Annotated in this window: 19 protein-coding genes, 1 tRNA gene and 1 pseudogene; 10 read left to right on the plus strand and 11 right to left on the minus strand. The window is 71.1% G+C overall.

Annotated features, from left to right (window positions below):
- Positions 1-90: 90 nt before the first annotated feature.
- Both AB0C62_RS32480 and AB0C62_RS32485 read right to left on the minus strand, forming a co-directional pair.
- Positions 91-198: pseudogene (locus AB0C62_RS32480) on the minus strand (toxin Doc); the annotation flags it as partial.
- On the minus strand, positions 198-434 hold the full coding sequence (locus tag AB0C62_RS32485; protein WP_362979307.1) for a hypothetical protein: 237 nt from the start codon (positions 432-434) through the stop codon (positions 198-200). The pseudogene AB0C62_RS32480 and the gene AB0C62_RS32485, both read right to left, overlap by 1 nt.
- Before the next feature lie 146 nt (positions 435-580).
- On the opposite strand from AB0C62_RS32485, the gene ligA reads away from it, so the two are divergent.
- The gene (gene ligA, locus AB0C62_RS32490) at positions 581-2,674 is read left to right on the plus strand and encodes an NAD-dependent DNA ligase LigA (protein ID WP_362979309.1); all 2,094 of its coding nucleotides are present in this window, start codon (positions 581-583) and stop codon (positions 2,672-2,674) included.
- A gap of 116 nt (positions 2,675-2,790) precedes the next feature.
- Here ligA and AB0C62_RS32495 read toward each other — a convergent pair whose 3' ends face one another.
- Positions 2,791-3,324: a GNAT family N-acetyltransferase gene (locus AB0C62_RS32495; protein WP_362979311.1), complete on the minus strand. Its 534-nt coding sequence runs from the start codon at positions 3,322-3,324 to the stop codon at positions 2,791-2,793.
- Positions 3,325-3,370: 46 nt separating this feature from the next.
- Positions 3,371-3,781: a Fur family transcriptional regulator gene (locus AB0C62_RS32500; RefSeq protein WP_355879526.1), complete on the minus strand. Its 411-nt coding sequence runs from the start codon at positions 3,779-3,781 to the stop codon at positions 3,371-3,373.
- A 524-nt stretch (positions 3,782-4,305) separates the two neighbouring features.
- Here AB0C62_RS32500 and katG point away from each other — a divergent pair.
- From katG to AB0C62_RS32520, 4 genes are all read left to right on the plus strand, one after another.
- Positions 4,306-6,528 carry a catalase/peroxidase HPI gene (gene katG / locus AB0C62_RS32505; RefSeq protein WP_362979314.1) on the plus strand — a complete coding sequence of 741 codons (2,223 nt, stop codon included), beginning with the start codon at positions 4,306-4,308 and terminating at the stop codon, positions 6,526-6,528.
- A gap of 180 nt (positions 6,529-6,708) precedes the next feature.
- On the plus strand, positions 6,709-8,109 hold the full coding sequence (gene lpdA / locus AB0C62_RS32510; RefSeq protein WP_362979316.1) for a dihydrolipoyl dehydrogenase: 1,401 nt from the start codon (positions 6,709-6,711) through the stop codon (positions 8,107-8,109).
- Between the two features lie 129 nt (positions 8,110-8,238).
- The gene (locus tag AB0C62_RS32515; RefSeq protein ID WP_362979318.1) at positions 8,239-9,072 is read left to right on the plus strand and encodes an ATP-binding cassette domain-containing protein; all 834 of its coding nucleotides are present in this window, start codon (positions 8,239-8,241) and stop codon (positions 9,070-9,072) included.
- 254 nt (positions 9,073-9,326) lie between these two features.
- Positions 9,327-10,046 (plus strand): FAD binding domain-containing protein, encoded by a 720-nt coding sequence (locus AB0C62_RS32520; RefSeq protein ID WP_362979320.1) that lies wholly within the window; start codon positions 9,327-9,329, stop codon positions 10,044-10,046.
- Between the two features lie 72 nt (positions 10,047-10,118).
- Here the strand turns inward: AB0C62_RS32520 and AB0C62_RS32525 are convergent, their stop codons facing one another.
- A complete protein-coding gene (locus AB0C62_RS32525; protein WP_362979322.1) occupies positions 10,119-10,877 on the minus strand; it encodes a siderophore-interacting protein in 759 nt (252 codons plus the stop codon).
- A gap of 103 nt (positions 10,878-10,980) precedes the next feature.
- On the opposite strand from AB0C62_RS32525, the gene AB0C62_RS32530 reads away from it, so the two are divergent.
- Together AB0C62_RS32530 and AB0C62_RS32535 are read left to right on the plus strand one after the other, a co-directional pair.
- Positions 10,981-11,598: a GNAT family N-acetyltransferase gene (locus AB0C62_RS32530; protein ID WP_362979324.1), complete on the plus strand. Its 618-nt coding sequence runs from the start codon at positions 10,981-10,983 to the stop codon at positions 11,596-11,598.
- 340 nt (positions 11,599-11,938) lie between these two features.
- Entirely contained in the window at positions 11,939-13,513 is a 1,575-nt protein-coding gene (locus AB0C62_RS32535) for an MFS transporter (protein WP_362979327.1), read from the plus strand.
- Between the two features lie 139 nt (positions 13,514-13,652).
- On the opposite strand, the gene AB0C62_RS32540 is transcribed toward AB0C62_RS32535, so the two are convergent.
- Complete coding sequence (locus AB0C62_RS32540) at positions 13,653-14,300, minus strand: TetR family transcriptional regulator (protein ID WP_362979439.1); 648 nt, start codon at positions 14,298-14,300, stop codon at positions 13,653-13,655.
- A gap of 217 nt (positions 14,301-14,517) precedes the next feature.
- Here AB0C62_RS32540 and AB0C62_RS32545 point away from each other — a divergent pair, with 217 nt between their 5' ends.
- From AB0C62_RS32545 to AB0C62_RS32555, 3 genes are all read left to right on the plus strand, one after another.
- Positions 14,518-14,982, plus strand: coding sequence for a hypothetical protein (locus AB0C62_RS32545; protein WP_362979329.1), 465 nt, complete (start codon positions 14,518-14,520; stop codon positions 14,980-14,982).
- Between the two features lie 156 nt (positions 14,983-15,138).
- Positions 15,139-16,323, plus strand: coding sequence for a PP2C family protein-serine/threonine phosphatase (locus tag AB0C62_RS32550; RefSeq protein WP_362979331.1), 1,185 nt, complete (start codon positions 15,139-15,141; stop codon positions 16,321-16,323).
- Positions 16,324-16,427: 104 nt separating this feature from the next.
- Entirely contained in the window at positions 16,428-18,077 is a 1,650-nt protein-coding gene (locus AB0C62_RS32555; protein ID WP_362979333.1) for an FAD-dependent monooxygenase, read from the plus strand.
- A gap of 76 nt (positions 18,078-18,153) precedes the next feature.
- On the opposite strand, the gene AB0C62_RS32560 is transcribed toward AB0C62_RS32555, so the two are convergent.
- The 5 genes from AB0C62_RS32560 to AB0C62_RS32580 all read right to left on the minus strand — a co-directional run bounded on the left by AB0C62_RS32560 (position 18,154) and on the right by AB0C62_RS32580 (position 22,567).
- Entirely contained in the window at positions 18,154-18,606 is a 453-nt protein-coding gene (locus AB0C62_RS32560; RefSeq protein ID WP_362979335.1) for a flavodoxin family protein, read from the minus strand.
- A gap of 388 nt (positions 18,607-18,994) precedes the next feature.
- Positions 18,995-19,068, minus strand: a tRNA-Met gene (locus tag AB0C62_RS32565).
- Positions 19,069-19,115: 47 nt separating this feature from the next.
- Positions 19,116-19,679: an AAA family ATPase gene (locus AB0C62_RS32570; RefSeq protein ID WP_362979337.1), complete on the minus strand. Its 564-nt coding sequence runs from the start codon at positions 19,677-19,679 to the stop codon at positions 19,116-19,118.
- A 168-nt stretch (positions 19,680-19,847) separates the two neighbouring features.
- The gene (locus AB0C62_RS32575) at positions 19,848-20,279 is read right to left on the minus strand and encodes a hypothetical protein (RefSeq protein ID WP_362979339.1); all 432 of its coding nucleotides are present in this window, start codon (positions 20,277-20,279) and stop codon (positions 19,848-19,850) included.
- 230 nt (positions 20,280-20,509) lie between these two features.
- Positions 20,510-22,567, minus strand: a complete 2,058-nt coding sequence (locus AB0C62_RS32580; protein ID WP_362979341.1) for a DUF1996 domain-containing protein — start codon at positions 22,565-22,567, stop codon at positions 20,510-20,512.
- Positions 22,568-22,891 lie beyond the last annotated feature (324 nt).

Below are 22,891 nucleotides of genomic sequence, written 5' to 3' on the forward strand. Positions count from 1 at the left end.
CAGGGCCCGCTGGGACAGCCGTGCTGCCCGGCGTCTCCGAGGTCGTCTACGTCACCTACACCGAACAGCTGAACTGACGAACAGCGCCAACGCAGCCGCCGCGACGAGCGCCGAGTAGTCCGACACGGACATGTCCTCGTCGTCGAGGGCGGCTTCCTGGACGTCGAGCAGCCACGCGACGTCGACGTAGAGATGCATCAGGCGGCCGCGGCCCCCTCGCGCTCGGACGGTGGCACCTCGTCGGGGAACGCCTCGTCGAACTCCTCGCGCAGCCGGTCGGCCCACGCGGCGGCACCGGAGACGAACTGGCGGCGCTGCATCTCTCGCACCCCGAGGTCGTGCAGGTACTGCTTGAGGCTCTTGCCCTCGGCCGCGGCGGCCGCCCGCACGCCTTCGAGCTCGGCCTCGGTGAAGGACACATTCAGTGACGGCATGACCCGATGGTACCTAGTAGGTGCCTGGAGGGCGAGAGCCGGTACCTCCGGGAGGCCGGGGCGGCACGCGCGCGGGCCGCGGGGGCGTGGTGCGGACGCCGGGACGGGGGCCCGGCGAGGGGGCGTTGTCAGTGGTGGCAGGCAGGATGACCTGCATGACAACTCCTGTTGCAGTGATCGTGGACGCCGTCGCCTACGCGCAGGCCGTCGAGGACGCCACCAAGGCGTCGGCCGCCTACTACGAGGGCGGCACGTCCGCGCTGGACGACGACGCCTACGACCGGCTGGTGCGGGGGATCGCCGCCTGGGAGGCGGAGCATCCCGACGAGGTGCTCCCGGACTCGCCGACCGGAAAGGTGGCCGGCGGGGCCGTCGAGGGGGACGTCCGGCACACCGTCGCGATGCTGAGTCTGGACAACGTGTTCTCGCCGGAGGAGTTCACCGCCTGGACCGCGTCGCTGACCCGCCGGATCGGTCACGAGGTGGAGGCGTTCAGCGTCGAACCCAAGCTGGACGGTCTGGCGATCGCGGCGCGCTACGAGCAGGGCCGGCTCACACGACTGATCACACGCGGGGACGGGACGGCCGGGGAGGACGTCTCGCACGCGATCGGCACCGTCGAAGGCCTGCCGGGCGAGCTCGCCGAACCGGTCACGGTGGAGGTGCGGGGCGAAGTCCTCATGACCACCGCCCAGTTCGAGCACGCCAACGAGGTGCGCACCGCACACGGCGGACAGCCGTTCGCGAACCCGCGCAACGCCGCGGCGGGCACCCTGCGCGCCAAGGACCGCGCCTACACCGTCCCGATGACGTTCTTCGGGTACGGCCTGCTGCCGACGCCCTCGACGCGTGCCTCGGTGGCCGGGGAGCTGGAGGAGCGCGCGCACAGCGATCTGATGCGGCGGGCCGCCGAGCTCGGTGTGAACACCACGGCGGGGACGCCCGTTCCGGGCATCACCGCCGCGACGGCCGAGGAGGTCCTGGCCCGCGTCCAGGAGATCGCGGCGCTGCGCCCTGAACTGCCGTTCGGGATCGACGGGATCGTCATCAAGGCGGATCTGGCCGCGGACCAGCGGGCCGCCGGATCGGGCTCCCGCGCGCCGCGCTGGGCGATCGCCTACAAACTGCCGGCCGTCGAGAAGATCACCCGCCTGCTGGAGGTGGAGTGGAACGTGGGCCGCACCGGCATCATCGCCCCGCGCGCCGTCCTGGAGCCGGTCGAGATCGACGGCTCGACCATCACCTACGCCACACTGCACAACCCGGCGGACATCACCCGCCGCGACCTGCGGCTCGGTGACCACGTGATGGTGCACCGCGCGGGCGACGTCATCCCGCGCATCGAGGCGCCCGTCGCCCACCTGCGCACCGGCGAGGAACAGCCGATCGTCTTCCCCGAGGCGTGCCCGCGCTGCGGCTCCGCCATCGACACCAGTGAGCAGCGCTGGCGTTGCGAACAGGGCCGCATGTGCCATCTGGTCGCCGCCCTCTCGTACGCCGCGGGACGCGACCAGCTCGACATCGAGGGCCTCGGCCACACCCGGGTCGTCCAGCTCGTCGACGCGGGCCTGGTCGGCGATCTGGCGGACCTGTTCACGCTGACCCGTGAGCAGCTCCTCGGTCTGGAGCGCATGGGCGAGACCAGCACGGACAACCTCCTCGGGGCGATCGAGACGGCCAAGGGCCGGCCGCTGTCGCGGGTGCTGTGCGCGCTCGGCGTCCGGGGTACGGGCCGCTCCATGTCCCGCCGGATCGCCCGGTACTTCGCCACCATGGAGCACGTCCGTGCGGCGGACGCGGAGGCGATGCAGCGGGTCGACGGCATCGGCACCGAGAAGGCGCCGTCCATCGTCGCCGAACTCGCCGAGCTGGCGCCGCTCATCGACAAGCTCGCCGCCGCCGGGGTGAACATGACCGAGCCCGGCGCCACCCCGCCCGTCACGGCGGACCCGTCGGAACCGGGCGCCGAGGGCGACGAGCAGGACGGAGGACCGCTCGCGGGCATGACGGTGGTGGTCACGGGCGCGATGACCGGTGCGCTGGAGAAGCTCACCCGCAACCAGGTGAACGAACTCGTCGAGCGCGCGGGCGGGCGTTCCTCCTCCAGCGTGTCGAAGAAGACCAGCCTGGTGGTCGCCGGAGAAGGCGCCGGTTCCAAGCGCGCCAAGGCCGAGACCCTCGGGATCAGGCTCGCGGAACCGGAGGAGTTCGCGACGCTGGTCGCCGACTACCTGACCTGAGGCGACGGGTGTCCGAGGAGACGGATACCCGAAGCGAGGAGTACCCGAGGCGAGGCGGTTGACGGGGCACGGCGGTGGCTCCGAGAGTGCTCCGGAAGTCGGCTTCGCTCCGCCCGTCAGCCGATCCGTCGTTCCAGCACCTGTCCCGGCCAGGTCCCGGAGAGGAAGCTGTCGGTGGGGGTGAACCCGTTGCGCTCGTAGTAGGCGACCAGGTCACCGCCGCCGCCCGCCCAGCAGTCGACGCGGAGCAGGGAGACGCCCGCTCGCCGGGCCTCCTCGACGGCATGGGCCAGCAGCGCCGCCCCGATACCCCGGCCCGCGCTCCGGCGGTCGGAGACCAGCAGGCGCACGTAACGCTCCGGCTCGTCCGCGGGCTTGATCATCGGCATCTGCGGACTGGGCCCGGAGTCCAGCACCAGGGTTCCGACCGCGGCGCCGTCCAGCTCCGCGATGTGGGGGGCGTACTCGGTGGTGTACCGCCGCACCCTCTCCACGCCACCCGAGGTGCGTGAGTACGGGACGGTGCCCCACTGCTCGGTGTTCCCGCGGCTGTTCATCCAGGCCACCGCGGCGTCGAGCATGTCCAGGATGACCGGGGCGTCGGCCGGGCCGCCCGGCCGGATCCGTAGGTCGTGCGTGCTGTCGTTCACGGCCGAGAGCCTAGGCATCCGCCGCCTCGGGCACGAGAGGCGGCCCTCAGGCGCACGAAGGGCACAGCCCGCGGTAGGTGACCTCGACGGCGGCCACCGTGAAGCCGAAGCGTTCCGCCGCCGGAAGGTCGGACAGCGGGTTCCCGGTCGGGTGGACGTCACGGACGGTGCCGCAGCCGGAGCACACCAGGTGGTGGTGGGGGTGGTGCGCGTTCGGGTCGTAGCGCTTGGCGCGGCCGTCGGTGGCGACCTCGATGACCTCGCCCAGGGAGACCAGCTCCCCCAGGGCGTTGTAGACGGTCGCGCGGGAGATCTCGGGCAGCCGCTCCGCCGCACGGGCGTGCACCTCGTCGGCCGTGAGATGCACATGATCACCGTCGAGGACCTCGGCGACGACACGCCGCTGCGAGGTCATCCGCCAGCCACGCCCGCGCAGTCGCTCCAGCAGGTCACTCATGTCGGTTCACCTTTTCGGGTTCGGTGGGATGCCCGCAGTTTATCGGTGCAGATCCGGGATCCGATCGGATATGGGATTGGCGTCCTTCTTGACTTGGACTCTGTCCATCGTAGGATCGGTTTCGGCGCTAGCCAAGGGACAGGATGACTCCAGTACGGGCAGGAGAGACAGACATGTCGGGACCACCGCCGCGGAACTGCGCGGCGCCGGTCTGCACGTGACGACCGCCCAGGGCGCGAAGCCGCACTCCGCCGAACGTCGTACACGGCCCTCCGTCCGCTCGCCGTGGCAGGACGCGTACCCCGCACCGGACCGCTTCCGCCGGCCCGCCGCACGGGATGTGCCGCGTCCTGACCGTCGGCCGTGCGGCCGGCGAGGCCCCCTGTCCGTGTCCGTCCCACCACCACGGCCTTCCCGTCGGACCCATCGACGGTTCCGAGGACCGTTCCCCTGGCCGCCGCCCCCGAAGCTTCACCCCCCTCAGTTCCTGAGCACCGAGATCCGCCCCGTCCGGAAGGATTCCCATGTCTGAGAACCACGATGCGATCGTCACAGACCCGAAATCGGAAGAGGCCGGAGGTGGCTGCCCCGTCGCGCACGGCCGCGCCCCGCACCCGACCCAGGGCGGCGGCAACCGTCAGTGGTGGCCGGAGCGCCTCAACCTGAAGATCCTCGCGAAGAACCCCGCCGTGGCCAACCCGCTCGGTGAGCGGTTCGACTACGCCGCCGCGTTCCAGGGCCTCGACCTGGCGGCCGTGAAGCAGGACATCGCCGGGGTGCTCACCACCTCCCAGGACTGGTGGCCCGCCGACTTCGGCAACTACGGCCCCTTCATGATCCGTATGGCCTGGCACAGCGCGGGCACCTACCGCATCAGCGACGGCCGCGGCGGCGCCGGTGCGGGCCAGCAGCGCTTCGCCCCGCTCAACAGCTGGCCGGACAACGGCAACCTCGACAAGGCCCGCCGTCTGCTGTGGCCCGTGAAGAAGAAGTACGGCCAGAGCCTCTCCTGGGCCGACCTCATGATCCTCACCGGCAACGTCGCCCTGGAGCAGATGGGCTTCGACACCTTCGGCTTCGCCGGCGGCCGCGAGGACGTCTGGGAGTCCGAGGAGGACGTGTACTGGGGCCCGGAGACCACGTGGCTCGGCGACGAGCGCTACACGGGCGACCGCGAGCTGGAGAACCCGCTCGGCGCCGTCCAGATGGGCCTCATCTACGTCAACCCCGAGGGCCCCAACGGCAACCCGGACCCGCTCGCCGCGGCCCGCGACATCCGTGAGACGTTCCGCCGCATGGCGATGAACGACGAGGAGACGGTCGCCCTGATCGCGGGCGGTCACACCTTCGGCAAGACCCACGGCGCGGGCCCGGCGGACAACGTGGGCGACGACCCCGAGGCCGCCCCGATCGAGGCCCAGGGCCTCGGCTGGAAGAGCACGTACCGCACCGGCAAGGGCGCGGACGCGATCACCTCCGGCCTGGAGGTCACCTGGACGACCACGCCCACGCAGTGGAGCAACGGCTTCTTCGACAACCTCTTCGGCTACGAGTGGGAGCTGACCCAGAGCCCCGCCGGCGCCAACCAGTGGAAGCCGAAGGACGGCGCGGGCGACGGCACCGTCCCGGACGCCCACGACGCGTCGAAGAAGATCGCCCCCTCGATGCTCACGACGGACCTGTCGCTGCGCTTCGACCCGATCTACGAGCCGATCTCGCGCCGCTTCCACGAGAACCCCGCGGAGTTCGCGGACGCCTTCGCCCGCGCCTGGTACAAGCTGACCCACCGCGACATGGGCCCGAAGTCGCTCTACCTCGGGGCCGAGGTGCCGCAGGAGACCCTGCTGTGGCAGGACCCGCTGCCCGCGGCGGAGGGCGTGGCCATCGGCGCCGAGGACGTCACCGCTCTCAAGGCGAAGCTCCTCGACTCCGGCCTGACCGTGTCGGAGCTGGTCTCCACGGCGTGGGCGTCTGCCTCGACGTTCCGCGGCAGCGACAAGCGCGGCGGTGCCAACGGCGCCCGTATCCGTCTGGAGCCGCAGCGCGGCTGGGCGGCCAACGACCCCGACCAGCTGGCCTCGGTGCTGCGCACGCTGGAGGGCGTCCAGCGTGAGTTCAACGCCGGTGGCAAGCACGTCTCGCTGGCCGACCTGATCGTCCTCGGCGGCGTCGCGGCCGTCGAGAAGGCCGCCCAGGACGCCGGTCACGCCGTCCAGGTGCCCTTCACCCCGGGCCGGGTCGACGCGACGGACGAGCACACCGACGCGGAGTCGTTCGCCGCGCTGGAGCCCGCCGCCGATGGTTTCCGCAACTACCTCGGCAAGGGCAACCGCCTGCCGGCGGAGTACCTGCTGCTCGACCGCGCGAACCTCCTGACCCTGAGCGCCCCGGAGCTGACGGTCCTCGTCGGCGGCCTGCGCGCCCTCGGTGCCACCCAGGGACAGTCGGCGCACGGTGTCCTCACCGAGACCCCCGGCAAGCTGACGAACGACTTCTTCGTCAACCTGCTCGACCTGGGTACGACGTGGACGGCGACGTCCGAGGACGCGACCACCTTCGAGGCCCGCGACGCCTCGGGCCAGGTCAAGTGGACCGGCACGCGCGCCGACCTGGTCTTCGGCTCGAACTCCGAGCTGCGCGCGATCGCCGAGGTCTACGCGAGCGACGACGCGAAGGAGAAGTTCGTGAAGGACTTCGTCTCCGCGTGGGACAAGGTCATGAACCTCGACCGGTTCGACCTGGTCTGACGACCGCGGCGGAGCGTCTCCCGTCCGCGGTCTGACGACTGAGGACGACGACCGCCGTCAGGGCCGGCCTCCTTCGGGGGCCGGCCCTGACGTGTGTCCGGCCCGCGGGAGCCGGGGGCCGCGGGGTCGCGGAGCCGCCGCTCAGGCGTGAGCCGCGTGACACCCCATAGGCTGGCCGTCATGAGCGCACACTTTGACGTGGTGGTCCTGGGCGCCGGCCCGGGTGGTTATGTCGCGGCGATCCGGGCGGCCCAGCTCGGACTCAGTACGGCGGTCGTCGAGGAGAAATACTGGGGCGGTGTGTGCCTGAACGTGGGGTGCATCCCGTCGAAGGCGCTGCTGCGCAACGCGGAACTGGCCCACATCTTCACCCAGGAGGCCAAGACGTTCGGCATCCGCGTGGACGGTGAGGTGACCTTCGACTACGGCCCGGCCTTCACCCGTAGCCGCAAGGTGGCGGACGGCCGCGTCAAGGGCGTCCACTACCTGATGAAGAAGAACAAGATCACCCAGTTCGACGGGCGCGGCACGTTCTCGGACGACCACACCCTTCAGGTCGCCCTCACCGACGGCGGCACGGAGACGGTCACGTTCGACCACTGTGTCATCGCGGCGGGCGCCACCACCCGGCTGCTCCCGGGAACGTCACTGAGCGAGCGCGTGGTGACGTACGAGGAGCAGATCCTGTCGGACACGCTTCCGGAGAGCATCATCATCGCCGGGGCGGGCGCCATCGGCGTCGAGTTCGCGTACGTGCTCCACAACTACGGCGTCGAGGTCACCCTCGTCGAGTTCCTCGACCGGATCGTCCCGCTGGAGGACGAGGAGGTCTCCGCCGAACTGGCCCGGCGCTACAAGCGGCTCGGCATCAACGTACTGACGTCCACCCGGGTCGAGGCGATCGACGACTCCGGTGACGCGGTCAAGGTCATGGTGACCACGGGCGGCCAGCGGCAGACGCTGGAGGCGGGCAAGGTGCTCCAGGCGATCGGGTTCCAGCCGCGGGTGGAGGGCTACGGCCTGGAGAACACCGGGGTCAAGCTCACCGAGCGCGGCGCGATCGACATCGACGGGCGGGGCCGCACGAACGTGCCGCACATCTTCGCCATCGGGGACGTGACGGCGAAGCTGATGCTCGCGCACGCGGCCGAGTCGATGGGCATCGTGGCGGCCGAGACGATCGCCGACGCCGAGACGATGGAACTCGACTACGTGATGATCCCGCGAGCGACCTACTGCCAGCCGCAGATCGCCAGTTTCGGCTGGACCGAGGCGCAGGCCCGCGAGCAGGGCTTCGACGTCCAGGTGGCCAAGTTCCCGTTCACGGCGAACGGCAAGGCGCACGGCCTGGGCGAGACCGCGGGTTTCGTCAAGATCCTCTCCGACGCGCGGTACGGGGAACTCCTCGGCGCCCATCTGATCGGACCCGAAGTCACCGAGCTGCTTCCGGAGTTGACGCTCGCCCAGCAGTGGGACCTCACGGTCCACGAGGTCGCCCGCAATGTGCTCGGGCACCCGACGCTCGGCGAGGCGGTCAAGGAGGCCGTGCACGGACTCGCCGGGCACATGATCAACATGTGAGTACGGCCGACCCCTCCCCGGTCTCTCCCCCGGCCCGTGCCTCCTGTCCACGAAGCGGACAGCACGAACAACAAGGTGTCGGGTGCATCTAGTGTGCGGCGTACGCCGACCGCAGAGGGGAGCCCGGGGATGGGTGAGGTGCCGACCGAGGAATCAGCCGATCTCCGAGAGGCGGTCGTCGCGCTCCGCGAGGTGAGCGTGCACCGTCACACGACGGGTCAGGTGATCCTTTCGGAGATCGACTGGACGGTCAGGTCCGGTGAGCACTGGGCGCTGCTCGGTGCCAACGGCGCGGGCAAGACGACGCTGCTGCGGCTCCTCGGCGCGCTGATGCACCCGACCACCGGGACCGTCGAGGTGCTCGGGTTCCGGCTGGGCCGCGTCGACGTGCGGGAGCTGCGCGCCCGCATCGGTCATGTGAGCACCGCACAGCGGGTGCCGCTGGACGTCACCGCCCACACCGTCGTCCTGACGGGCCACACCGGCACCGTGCAGCCGCTGTGGCGGAAGTACGACGACACGGTGCGCCGGCGGGCCGACGAGCTGCTGGCGGAGCTGGACATCAAGGAACTGGCCGACCGGCCGTACGGCGTCTGCTCGGGTGGGCAGCGGGCCCGTGTCCTGATCGCCAGGGCACTGATGGCCGACCCGTCCCTGCTGCTTCTCGACGAGCCGTTCAACGCACTGGACCTGCCCTCCCGCGAGGATCTCGTGGACGCGATGCAGCGGCTGGCCGAGAGCCGTCCGGGCCTCGCGACGGTGACGGTGACGCACCACCTGGAGGAACTCTCCCCGGCCGTCAGCCACACCCTGCTGCTGCGGGAGGGCCGTGTCCTCGCCCGCGGTTCCGTGGACGAGACCCTGACCGACACCTGGCTGACCAGTTGTTTCGGCCGCCCCATCAGCGTGGCCCGGCACGACGGGCGGTGGGCGGCCTACTCCGGTCGCTCCGGCGGTCGTTGACGGCCCGTCGGGATCGCGCGGCCGAGGACGGCCGCCACGGCGGATCTTCCCGACGGTGTGTGCGCGCAGCGCTCATGGGCATGATCGGACGAGGGCTCCTGCGTGCGCGTGTGCGCGAACGGGGGCGCATCAAGAGACAGAGTGAGCCCTGTACGCGCCCCCTGCCGTGCGGCGAAAATGCGCCTGTCGAGGGTCATGTGGCCGAGACATCGCGTATCCCGCCGCCAAGTCACCAGGAAAGCAGGTCGGCTGCCGTGCTGTTGCGTCTGCCCACGTCCGTGTCCGAAGCACAGGAGTGCATGGCCGAGGGGGCGGTGCCGATAGGCGGCGCGACGCTGGTGTGGGCCGGCTGGCAACGGGACGGTTTCCCGGAGCTGGCGATGTCGCTGCGCGACCTCCCGGAGGCCAACGCGATCGGGGACGGGACGCTGGGCGCGGCCGTGGTGCTGCACCGGATCGACGACCGCGTACCGGAGGTGCTGCGCCGTGCCGCGGCCACCGTGGGGACCGGGGCGGTACGCCGGACGGCCACCGTCGGCGGCAATCTCGTCGGCAGCTCGTTGCGCTGTCTGCTGCCCGGGGCGCTCGTCCTGGACGCGCGCGCGGTCGTCCTGGAGCAGGACGGGGTCCGCGAGACCGATCTGGCGGAGGTCATCGCCAAGCGCCACCTCCTTCTCCGCCTTCGCTGGAGCGCTCCGACGGCCAGCAGCTACCACAAGTCGGAGGGCGAGGCGGGCGGGGCGCCGCCCCTCGTCGTGGCCGCCGCCCTGCGTCCCGCCGCCGACGGACGGCGCCTCCTGCGCGTCGCCGTGCGCGACGGGTACGAGGTGCTGGACGACAGCATCGTGTGCGACGCGGGCGCGGACTCCGTCCTCGGCACGCTGCGCAACGGCGACCTGGGACAACTGCCGCCCGCCGCCTGGGACGTCATGGCCCGGCAGACCACCGATCTCCTGGCCCGTAGCGCGGCCTGACCGGACGCCACGGAAGGCCCGGCGGGAATCCCGTCCGAGGACGGCGTTCCGGCCGGGCCTCACGTCCGTGGGCTACTCCGCCGCCGGGCCGCCGACCGTGGCGGGAACCGGGGCCACGCGCCAGTAGCCGAGAGCGTGCACCCGCTGGCGGGGCACGTTCAGCTCCTTGCGGACGTGGGCGGAGAGGGCCCGCGTGGTCGCGGTGTCGCAGGTGATCCAGACATACGGGTCGGATTCGTCGCGCAGCAGATCGGGAAGTTCGGCCCTCACCCGCTCGACGAGGTGTGCGCCGTCCTCCCTGCGGGGCACCGGACGCAGATCGTGCCGGGCCGGGTCGACGGCACATGGGAGGCCGTCTGGGTCCCCCTCGAACCAGATGGTCGCGGGCGCCGAACCCAGCGCGCCGATCAGGGAGTTGAGGGCGGGCAGCGCGGCCGGGTCGACGACGGCGAAGACGTGGGACGGCGCGGGCGTGGGCTCCTCGAAGTCCGTGCCCTGAACCGTGGCCTCGATCGTGTCGCCGGGCCGGGCGCCGCGCGCCCAGTCGCTCGCACTCCCCTCGTGCAGCGCGAACTCGAGGGCGAAGGTGCCCGTCGCCGGGTCCGGGTCGACCAGGGTGTACGCCCGCTGATGGGGCCGGCCGGCGTTGGCGAACCACAGGCGGACCCACATGGTCGGGTGGACACCGGTCGCGGTGAGCAGGCCCCCGTCGCTGACCCGCAGCCGCCGGTAGAGCGGCGCCACGTCCTCCACGTCCGTCACGGTGAGGACGAAGTCCCTGGCCCTCAGCAGTTTGAGGACCGCACCCTCCCAACCACGTCGCTGCCCCATCTACCCTCTCCCCTCCGAAAACGATCTCTTGGTGATATTAGGCAAGCCTAACCTAATATGATCCGCCTCCGGTCACGAAGGACCGCCCGACACAAGGAGATCCATGTCTGAAATGTGCGCCCCCACCCGGCCGTTCGTGCACGAAGAGCACATCCCGGGCGCCGGCACCTTCCGCATCCTGCCCCTCGACCCCGCCGCCGACTGCGCGACGATCCACGCGTGGGCGCGCCAGGAGCGCGCCGCCTTCTGGGGCATGAGCGAGCTGACACAAGCCCAGATCATGGAGATCTACGGCGAGTTGGAGGAGCTGACGACCCACCATGCCTTCCTGGTGGAGAAGGACGGCGAGCCGGTCGCCCTGCTGCAGACCTACGAGCCGGCGGCCGACCGCGTGGGCGAGTGCTACGAGGTCCGCCCCGGGGACATCGGCATCCATCTGCTGCTCGCGCCCGCGGGTCCGGAGGGGAGTCACACGGGCTGGACGGCGTCCCTGTCCGCCGTGATCGCCACGTACGTGCTGCGCGGTCTCGACCGGCGGCGGGTCGTCACCGATCCCGACGTCCGCAACCAGAAGGCGATCAGCAGACTGTTCAGACAGGGGTTCGTGGCCGGACCCGTGGTCGTCCTGCCCGAGGTCGACCTGCCGGAGGTCCATCTCCCCGAGAAGCGCGCCCAGTTGGCCTTCCTGCCGCGCGAGGTCGTCTTCCCCGCCGGCTCCTGAGGCACCGGCCGACCGCCCGGCGCCGGAGCCGGCGGGGCCCTCGCCCGGGCGCGCCGTACCGCTCGCGCGGAAAATTCAACAGGGCTCACCATCTCACTCGGAACGAGGGGCGCGGGCACCGGCGGGCCCGCCGGTGACGGATCCGATCCTGATCCTCATCAAGAAACTGACCTGCGTATTCATCAGGTGCGACACAGCGGCCCGCCGTGCGGTGACTTCGCCTCATCACCGTCCGCCGTGGCGCGGCAGAATTCATCGGCGTGGAAATCCGCGCGCCGACTGCCGAGTCTGGTTCCAGGCCCGGGATCCACCCGGACCGCTCGGACGAAGGACAGAGGCCATGCCCTCCACGCGCGCCCAAACCGCCGGCCAGGCGCCGGCCGCACGCCACCATCTGATCCTGGTGGTCACCTGCCTGGCCCTGGGCGCGGTGGTCGCCGCCATGGCCTCGCTGAACGTGGCCCTGCCCGACCTCGCCCGCGAGACCCACGCCACCCAGACACAGCTGTCCTGGATCATCGACTCCTACAGCCTCGTCTTCGCCTCGCTGCTGCTTCCGGCCGGTGCGCTCGGAGACCGCTTCGGCCGCAGGCGGGCGCTCCTCGCGGGTCTGACGATCTTCGGAGCCGGATCGGCCGCGGCGGCCCTCACGACGGACCCCTCGACGCTGATCGCCCTGCGCGGGGTGCTGGGCGTGGGTGCGGCCCTGGTCATGCCGGCCACGCTGTCCACCATCACCAGCACGTTCCCGCGGGCCCAGCGGGCGCGGGCGGTCAGCGTCTGGGCGGCGGTCGCCGGTGCCAGCGCACTGGTCGGCCTGTTCGCCACCGGCGCCCTGCTGGAGGGCTGGTCATGGCGCTCGGTGTTCCTGTTGAACGTGGCCCTGGCTCTGGTCGCGCTGATCGGGACCCTGCTCTTCGTGCCCGAGTCCGCGGAGCCGCAGCAGCCCCGCCTCGACGTCGGGGGTGCCCTCCTCGCCGTCGCCGGTCTGGTCGCGCTCGTCTACTCGGTGATCGAGGCGCCGACCCGCGGGTGGGCCGACCCGGTCACGCTCGGCGGCATCGGGCTCGGCCTGGTGATACTGGCGGGCTTCGTGCTCTTCGAGCTGCGCCGCGCCAACCCGTTGCTGGACCCCCGGCTGTTCCGCAACCACCACTTCGCCGCCGGTTCGCTGTCGATCATGCTCCAGTTCTTCGTCTTCTTCGGCTTCATCTTCGTGATGATGCAGTACCTCCAACTGGTCCGTGGGGACAGCGCGTTGATGGCCGCGACCGCCATGCTGCCGATGGCCGTGACGATGGTGCCGGTCTCGCGTGCGACGCCGCGCCTGGTGGCCCGGTTCGGTTTCCGCGGGCCGTGGGTGGCCGGTCTGGTGGGTGTCGCCGCGGGCATGGGCGTGCTCTCCCTGCTCGACGCGTCCAGCCCGTACTGGCTCATCGCGACCGGTCTCGTCCCGCTGGGCGCCGGTATGGGGCTGGCCATGACGCCGGCCACGACGGCCATCACGGACGCCCTGCCGCGCTCCCTGCAGAACGTCGGATCCGCGATGAACGACCTGGCGCGTGAGCTGGGCGGAGCCCTCGGGATCGCCGTCCTCGGCAGCCTGCTGAGCGCCGCCTACCGCGACCATCTGAGCCTGCCGGGCCTGCCGGACCACGTGGCGGACGCGGCCCGCTCCTCCCTCGCGGCCGCCCACGCCATCGGCGGACCGGTCTCGGACCGCGCGACGACCGCCTTCGTCGACGGCATGCACGTCGCGCTCCTCGGCGCCGCGGCCGCGGCGGTGCTCGCCGCGGTGACCGTCGCGCTGTTGCTCCGTTCCGCCCCGCTCCAGAAGCAGTTCGACGACGACGAGGGGACCGACGTGACGGGTCCGGCCGACATCGAGGAGCAGGAGCAGCCCGCGTACCGGTGAATCCCCGGGTTCGGGGTCCGAGAGGCCTCCGTACCGCTGGACAACGGCCGGAACCGGCGCCCCGCGTCGAGCGGGTCGCCGGTTCCGTCGTCGTGTGCGCGTCGGAGCGGCGCGCACGCCGGGAGCCCCGGCCGGCGGGTCAGGGGCGGGCCGCCGGTGGCCGGACCTGACCCGTGCCGGGCGCCTGGCGGCCCGGGCCGCGCAGCGCCTGCCGCAGCTGCGGGCTCACGAAACGGATCACCTCCTCGACGCTCATGGAGACGATCGGCTCCAGACGCAGCAGATAGCGTGTCGTGATGAGACCGGCGATCACCGTGGTGAACGCGGCGGCACGCTGTCGGGCGTCCCGGCCGGGCACGAGACCGGCGATCCGTTCCACGATCTCCCGTTCGACCGCCTCCTTGACCAGCTCACCGAAGCCGTCGTCGTCGATCGCGCTCTTCAGCATGGCGAGCAGGGGTGGTCCCGACACGGGGTCGTCCCAGACGGCGAGGACCTGGCGGAGGACCCGTTCGGGGAACGTGCTCAGGTCTCCGTCCTCCGCGACCTGCGCGAGGATCTCGGCCGGGTTCGCGCCGAGTGCCAGGGCCGCGCCGAACAGGCCCTTCTTCGAGCCGAAGTAGTAACTGATCAGGGCGAGATCGACCTCGGCCTCGCCGGCGATCGAGCGCAACGTCACCGCGTGGTAGCCGTCCTCCAGGAAGCGGCGCCGCGCGACGCCCAGGATCGCCGCCCGGGTGTCCGGGCTGCCCGGCCTGCGTCCACGCTGCGACCCGGATTTATTCATCACGGACGAATTCTAGGGCCCGTACCTCTGCCCGGATAAGCGGTCAAGCAGCGTATTCGCCCGGTGTGAAGCACTCCGGAATGATTCTCACGAAATGATGTCGTTCATCCATATGAGTGGTGCATCACACATCGGGGCCGTAGCGTCGTGGCAGAGAAGGAAGCCGGTGATCACCTATCGGCGACCGAACGACAGTCGTCCCGCACGGAGCACACATATGCGCAGCAGCACAGCGAGAACAGCAATCACCCTCTGCGCGGCCGCCTCGCTCGCCGCGGTCATGGGTACCGCCTCGGCAGCTCCGCAGGCCCCGAAGGCCATACAGGCTCCGCAGCCCAAGCAGTCGGCGCCCGTCCTCGTCGACTGCTTCTGGAAGCCGGACGTCCGCCCCGCGAACTTCATCCTGGCCTGCGGCGACGGGAACAGCCGGCTCGTCTCCCTCCACTGGTCCCACTGGAACCAGAACGCGGCGGTGGCCCGGGGCGTCAACGTGGTGAACGACTGCAAGCCGTACTGCGCGGCGGGCAAGTTCCACTCGTACCCCGTGGTCGTGAAGCTGGACCACCCGCAGACGTGGAAGAAGAACCCGCACCAGCGGCACTACACACAGATGACGCTGGTGTACACCCACGACCGTCCCGCGGGGTTCGACCGTACGGTCAGCTATCCGCTGTGGAACTGACGTCGGCGCGCCGCCGGGCCACCCGCGCGGCGCACTGACAGCGGGCCCGTGGACACGCCGGGATCGTTTCCGGGGACGGCCTTCGCGCCGGACACACCGGCGGTCCCGGCCCGGCCCGAAGCCCACCACCGCAAAAATCAGGGCAAACTGGCACACGTGGGCAACCGGCGCATGTCAGTGGGCAGCCTCGTGGAGCAACCGTCGGGCCGCGGCCTGGTGGCGATCCCGCTGGCGTTGATCGTCGTGATCGCCATCGTGGACATCCGCTCCCCCACGGACGTGCACCTCGGCCCGTTGCTGGTCATCGCGCCCACGCTCACGGCGTCGTTCGCCGGCCCCCTGCTGACAGCGCTGATCGGACTGCTGGCCGTGGCCGCGCAGGTCGTCATCGCCGTGTTCCACGGCGGCCTGACCACCACCAACCACATGGCGCAGATCATCGCGCTGATCGTGCTCTCCGCCCTGGTGGTGTTCGTGTGCCACGTACGGGAGCGGCGGGCGCGCGAGCTGGTGCGGGCCCGGTCGGTGGCCGAGACGGCCCAGCGCGTACTGCTGCGGCCGCCACCACGGCGGATCGGTCCGCTGCGCACGGCCTGGCTGTATCTGGCGGCCGAGGACGACACACAGATCGGCGGCGACCTGTTCGCCGTCACCCGCGCCGCCGGCGCGTCCACCCGCGTGATCATCGGTGACGTACGGGGCAAGGGGCTGGCCGCCATCGGCGAGGCCTCGGTGGTGCTGGGCGCCTTCCGCGAGGGGGCCCACCGGTACGCGACGCTGCCGGAGCTGACGGCGGCCCTCGAGGTGAGCGTGTGCCGTGACATGGACGAGGTCGCCGACACGCGGTACGACCCCGGCGAGCACTTCATCACGGCTCTCGTCCTCGACATTCCCGACACCGACGCCGAGGTCGGGATGATCAACTGCGGCCATCCCCCGCCGCTGCTCCTGCGCGGCCGCGAGGTCACGGTGCTGCACGCCCGGCACTCGGTACCGCCGCTCGGCATGTGCGAACTGCCCGCCGCGAGCCATCACACCGACCCCTTCACCTTCGAAGCCGGCGACTTCCTGCTGCTCTACACGGACGGCGTGATCGAGGCCCGCTCACCGAGCGGTGCCTTCTATCCCCTGGTCGAGCGGCTGGCGTCCTTCCCTGCCTCCGGTCCCGACACCCTGCTGCGCCACATCCACGACGACCTGGTCCGTCACATCGGCGACGAGCCGGCCGACGACGCAGCCCTCCTCGTCATCGAACGCACCACCGCCCACCACCTGCGGATCCCCCATCGCGGGCACCACACCGAGGGACCGCCGCCCCGGCCCGACGCGAACGCGTCCTGACCGGGCGGACCGCGCACCTCGGGTCGAGTGGCGGGGCCGGGCGCCCCAGGGCCACGATGGAGGAAGAGCTGCTCGGCGTCGGGGGGCAACGCAGGGAGGCGTCCGTGGCGCACATCTTCGGAACCGACGTGCTCGTCGCGGGCGCGGGCCCCGTGGGCCTCACCGCGGCGGTGGAACTGCGCCGACGCGGCGTGCGCTGCCGGATCGTCGATCCCCTCCCGGCCCGCCGCCCGTACGCGAAGGCCGTGGGCATCCAGCCACGCACCCTGGAGATCTGGGACCACATCGGGCTCGCCCGCACGGCTCTCGAAGCGGCGGTGCCGATGTACGGGCAACTGGCGTACGTCAACGGCGTAGAGCGGCCCCGGATCGACCTCGCGCTCCCGCCCGAAGTGCCCTACGGATTCGCCGCGATGCCGCAGTACGAGACGGAACGCATCCTCGACGAGTTCCTCCAGCGGTTCGGGACGACGATCGAACGCGGCACCGAGCTGGTCTCCTTCGACCAGGACCTCGACGGGGTGACGGTCGCGCTGCGGACGGCGTCCGGCGTCGAGGAGGAGGTCAGGGCACGGTATCTGGTGGGCTGCGACGGCGCGCACAGCACCGTCCGCAGGCAGTTGGGGCTCACCTTCGAGGGCAGCGCCTTCCCGGAGGAGTACATGCTCGGCGACGTGGAGGTCGACTGGGATCTTCCGCGGGGGTACGGCGTTCGCGCCATGCACCAAAACGCCGACGGGGACGTGGACGACCTGCTGGTCTGTATCCCGCTGCCGGGCCGGGGACGCTATCGGATGTCGATGATGGTGCCGCCCGAACTCTCCGCCGCGGCACGGCGGTCGGAGACGTCCGACGGCATCACCCACGGCCTGGAGAGCGGCACCGGTCCCACCCTCTCCGACATCCAGGCCGTCCTGGACCGGCTCTCCCCCCGGCCCACCACGGCCTCCGCGCTGCGCTGGTCCTCCGTGTTCCGCATCAGCCACCGGATCGTCGACCGGTACGGCGACGGCCGCGTCTTCGTGGCCGGCGACGCGGCGCACATCCACCCGCCGACCGGCGCGCAGGGCATGAACACCGGGATCCAGGACGCCTGGAACCTGGCCTGGAAACTCGCCCTCGCGACCGAGGGAGGCACGCATTCCAGCCTGCTCGCGGCGAGTTACGACGCCGAGCGGCGGCCCGTCGGCGAGGAGGTCGTGGAGCGAACGGTCCGGCACGCGGGCCAGGGCATCCAGGCCGACCCGAGCGACCCGTCGACCCTGATGCTGCGCGAGGCCCAACTCCTCGTCGGCTACCGCGGCAGCCCGATCGTCGACCCCGAGTCCGTGGGCCCTGCCCCGCAGCCCGGGGACCGCGCACCCGACTGCGCCGGTCTCGCGGCGTCCATCGCGACCTACCCGCTGCGTCTGTACGACGTTCTGCGCGACCGCGAGCACGTGCTGCTCCTGTACGGCGACACGGACCGGGACGGCGACGGCGTCGTACAACTCGTCGACCTCGCCCGCGATCTCTCACGCGACCGCGTCGACGTCTGCGTCATCCTCCCGTCCGAGGCCCAGCCCGACGCAGGGGGGCCGCCCGCCTACGTCGACACACTCGGCGAGTTCGCCCGCCTCTACGCGGTGCCGGACCGGGCGACGGCGTTCCTGATCCGCCCGGACGGCTACCTCGCCGCCCGCCTCTCCCCACCCACGGTGTCCGGCCTGACGGCGGCTCTGGCCCGCCCCTTCGCCCCGCCCGGATACGCGTAGCGCGGGCGCGGATCACCTGAAGGGTCATCAACGAGCCCAACCAGGGCGCCGGTTGATCGAACGCGTACCGGCCCCGTCATTCCATCAACTGAGCGGCGAGGGTCGCTCCGAGGTCCCAGCAGGCCTCGATGTCGGCCTTGCCCGGTTCGCCGGTCACCGTCACCGCCTCGGCGGCACGCCGCCAGCCGAGCCCGGTCGTGATCGCCTCGATGCCGCGCACCGCCCCCGTGACGTCGTTGCCGCCGTGGACGTAGTACCCGAAGGGCCGCCCGGACGTCGTGTCCAGACACGGGTAGTAGACCTGATCGAAGAAGTGCTTCATCGCGCCCGCCAGGTAACCGAGGTTCGCCGGGGTGCCGAGCAGGTAGGCGTCGGCGTCGAGCACATCCGAGGCGGTCGCACTCAACGCGGCTCGTCGCACCACCCGTACGCCCTCGATCTCGGGAGCGGTCGCTCCGGACACCACGGCTTCGAACAGCGCCTGGCAGTTGGGCGAGGGGGTGTGATGAACGATCAACAAGGTAGCCACCCCCGCACCTTGCCGCCCCGCCCCTCCCACCGCAAGCACCGCCCCGACGCCCCCGTCGGATCCACCCAGGCCGCCTGCTAGGCTGAATACCGAGCCCACACCAAACACTTGGTGCAGGGCCCGGCGTTGGTGGTCCAAGGAAAGACGCCCCGCTTCCTGCGGGGAAATGCAGGTGCAAGGCCTGCCCGGCGCTCCACATGCACCGCCTCCGGTTCTCCGGTGGCGGTGTTCTTGCGTGCGCGTCCCTCCGGGAAGAGATGGTCGAGAGACAGCCGTCGTCGCGGAACATCGGTTCCTGGATCGACTCATGCACCACCGGGCTCCACCCGGTGCGCGGGAATACGACAGAGGGCCCGGCATCCATGATGCCGGACCCTCTGTCTTCGAGTAGCGGGGACAGGATTTGAACCTGCGACCTCTGGGTTATGAGCCCAGCGAGCTACCGAGCTGCTCCACCCCGCGTCGTTGAACACAACCCTACGCCATGTTTCGCGGGTTCAAGACCATGATCAATCGCGGGCTCGGGGAGTGATCATGGATGGTGTCTCGGAGGGCGGCGGGGCTGGGGGCTCGGTCAGGTGGGCCAGCCAGGTCCTCGTGGCCCGGGGTGTGCGGAGGTGGACGACCTTCAGGGGGGTCGGGCGGGGGGCCGCGCAGCGGGTGGCGATGTCCGTTCTGCGGGTCTCGTACTGCGACCAGGCCCACCACACCGGGTGATCGGCGCCGAACCAGGAGCCGAAGGTCTCGACGTTCCCGCCGAAGACCCGGCGTCGGAACAGGGTGCGGGCCACCGACCTGCGCAGCACCCGGCGCATGACCACCGCACGGGGATGGTCGAGCCAGACGACGGAGTCGGCGCGCGCCCACAGCAGGTCGCGCACGCTCGGGTGGCCGAAGGAGTCGATCACCCAGCCGGGACCGTCAACGAGGCGCGACACGTCGTCGACCAGGCTGGGGTTCTCCTGCCAGCCCGGCCCCGTGATGGCCAGGGCGTCCATTTCGTGGAAGGGAACGCCCAGCCGTCCCGAGACAGCCCGCGCCAAGGTCGTCTTGCCGGCGCCGGTGCTCCCCACGACCAGGATTCTTCGCATACCTGATCTTCACCGCACGAGGCGGTGCCGGGCAAGATCCCCAGCGCGGGCGGGAGAGTGCCGAAGCCCGAGCACACAGCGGCACCCCGGCCCGTCCCGCCCACCCGTCTCCACGGCGGGCCGGCGCAGGCCGGGGTGCCCCGGTGCGTCTCACACATCGGTGGGCAGACCGCTCACCTCGGCGATGCCCCGCAGTTCCTCGTCCTGGCGGTGGCGCTCACCGATGAACTCGGCGATCTCCCTGCACCGTTCGGGATCGTCCGCCGTCCCCGAGTCCGTCACGACCCGGACGACACCGATCTCCTCGGTCTCCAGCTCGACGATCCGGTTGTCCAGGCGACCCGTCACAGCCACCGCGACCACGAGGGAGGCCTCGTCGCGGACCTCCTGCGGGACGTCGTCGGCGTCTTCGCCGTCCAGATTCAGTTCGATCGCTCCAGCCCTCTCCTCCCTGATCGCTTCGAGTACGGGCTCGACCATGCGCAGCAAGAGCGCGTAGTCCGCCGGAGCCATGCGCAGGCGGAGCATTTCGAGGTACAGGTCGAGGGGCCGGTCATCCGGTGCCTGCTCTGATGCGTCCATGGAGCTTCGCCTTCCCCAATGTGGACGACATGATCGCGTCTCACCCCAGGATGCTGTGAATCGGCGCACACCGCCGGTCGAGATCGCCTCCCGGGACACCTCTGAGGGGGCTTGTGCCCAGCGTGGACCGGGCACAAGCCCCCTCAGGACTCATTCGTACGACCGGGCGTCCGACGTCGCTCAGGACGCTTCCGTCGGGAGTCGTCCGTGGCTCTCGCCGGGCGGCAGGGTCACAGGGCGCCCCGCCTGATCCTGCGGAGCAGGACGAATCCGGCGATCACGAAGATCCCGCCGATCGCGGCCGGCCACAGCTGCGCACCGGTGTCGGCGAGCCCGCCGCCTGCGACGGCCTGCGGTTCGGTCTGCGAAGCGGCCGACGGAGCGGAGCCGGCCACCGGTGCCGTCGACGCGGGAGTCCCCACATCGCCCGAGCCCTCGTGCGTGCCGTCGTGCGAGGCTCCGGACCCGGCGGCGTGCCCCGACGAGGAGACGTCGGCCTTCGGCTCCGCCTCGACGGGCGGTGCGTCGTCGCCGGCCGGCTCGGTGCCCGGCGTGTCGGCCGTGGGCTCCGCGGTCTGGCCGCCCTCGTCGTCACCCGGGGCCTGGCCGGCGTTGTCGTCGGACGGGTCGTCGGCGGTGGGTGCCGGCTGCTCCGAGGGCTCCTCGGAGGCGTTCGGGGGCTCCGCGCTCTCCGAGGGGTTCGGGGGCTCGGCGCTCTTCGACGGCTCCTCCGGCTTACCGGTCTCCTCGGGGTCCTGGGGGTTGTCGTCACCCGCGCCTGCCCCGCACTTCCGGCCCTGGTTGATGCAGTCGACCGCGTCCTTCATGAGGCCTTCGTCGAAGACGTTGATGAAGTCGCCGTGGTCGGTGACCGGCTTGTGCAGCTGCTCCGGGAAGGAGTCCACCGCGAACAGCGGCGACGTACGGCCACCGTCCTTCAGGCTCGGCGCGTCGACGTCGTAGACGATGCGCTGCACCAGTTGCGGGATGGCCTTGAACCCGCCGGGGCAGTTGCCCTCGGCGTCCTGGAACGCCACGTGGGTGCGGTGGTTGGCGCTGTCGATGTTCGCGCCGTCCCAGCAGCTCTGGAACCTGAACGTGCGGACCACGTCGCTGCCCTGGGGGCAGACCGGGTACTTGTCCTTCAACTGCCGGTCCTCGAAGCCGGTGCAGCTCCAGGACGCGTTGGCGTTCGCGGTGCCGTTGACGAAGGCCTTGGCGTCACCGGTGATGATGCGCAGCAGACGCGGCATGGCGGTGACCTTGCCGCGCGCGTTGCCCACGAAGGTCAGCGTGACCTGCTTGGGCGTGACGATCTCACCGGCGTTGCCCTCGGTGCCGCCGCCGGCCGCGTCGGCGTCGCGTTCGCGGGTGCCGTTCTGGAGGCGCAACACCGGCCAGTAGTAGGTGGACTTGTCACCCTGGTTCTGGCAGGTGGTGTCGGCCTTGGCCAGGTCGTCGTCACTGGCGAAGGCGTTGTTGGACTGGTTGCCGACGTAGTCGTGGAAGTGGTGCGCGCCGTTGGTCACACCGGGAGCCACGATGACGTTGTCCGAGTTGAACAGGCCGTTCGCGTTCACACCGCAGCTCGTGGCGAACTCGCCGGTGGAGGCGCCGTCCTGGGGCCGCGGCGTCTGCGCGGCGGGCTGGACGGAGTTGATGTCGGCGAAGTCCGCGACCACGGGCCCGTTGCCGGCGGCCGGCGCGTCGCCGCCCTGTTGGCCGTTCTGGCCCTGGTCACCCTGGCCCTGCGCGTCCTGCCCCTGTTCCTGCCCGCCCTGGTCACCGTTCTCGTCCGCGCCGCTCTGGTCGCCGCTGGAGCGAAGGGTGCAGGCCGCCAGGTCGTCGAGGCCCTCGGGCCGGTCGCCCGCGCCGTCGACGGCGGTGACGATGCGGCCGATCGACTCGGACCGCTTCTCCTTCAACGGGTTCATGACCGCGTCGGCGCCGCTGTCGCCGTTCTGCTCCATCTGCGCCCCGTCGGAACGGAGTTGCTGATAGGCCTCGGCTATCTGCTGGTCCAGCGTGGCGAGTTCTTTGTCGACGTCGCCCTTCGTCGCGTCCGGAACCGTCGTCAACTTCTCGCCGACGTCGGGGCAGTCGATGGTGGCCGCTCCGGCGGACAGGACATGGTTGCCCGCGCCCTGCGCGCTGCCACCCGCACCGCTCTCGGTGGCCGAGGCGTAGACGTTGACGGCGACGAGCCCGCCTCCGCCCAGAATCAGCGCGACTGCTGCAGAGGTTGCGCGTCGTGCGCCCGTGGGGCGTCTGCGCCTGTTGCGTCCCAAGGAAATGCTCCTACGCGTCGTGGTCGGCCCCGCCTGAAAATCCCCCAGCCCTATACGGGAGGGGGAGGCGATGTGTTCAGCCGTCCCGCGAATTCACAGCAACCCCGTATGGAGCAACGGTCCGAGGCGTCGTCGCCACCGTCCCCGGGCAGGCGCGCAACGGGCGTACCGACCCCGGCCGGCGGCCGCCGCGATCCCTCCGCGCTTGCAGCGGCCGCCGACCGGTGGCCTGATGGGAACACTGCACCACTCCTGGGTCGTGGCCGAGGCCGAGCCGGTGGGACAGGGTCGGATGCTCCGCCGTCTCCACCGTGGGCACGACCG

Source organism: Streptomyces sp. NPDC048643, assembly GCF_040650615.1.
Lineage (GTDB): Bacteria > Actinomycetota > Actinomycetes > Streptomycetales > Streptomycetaceae > Streptomyces.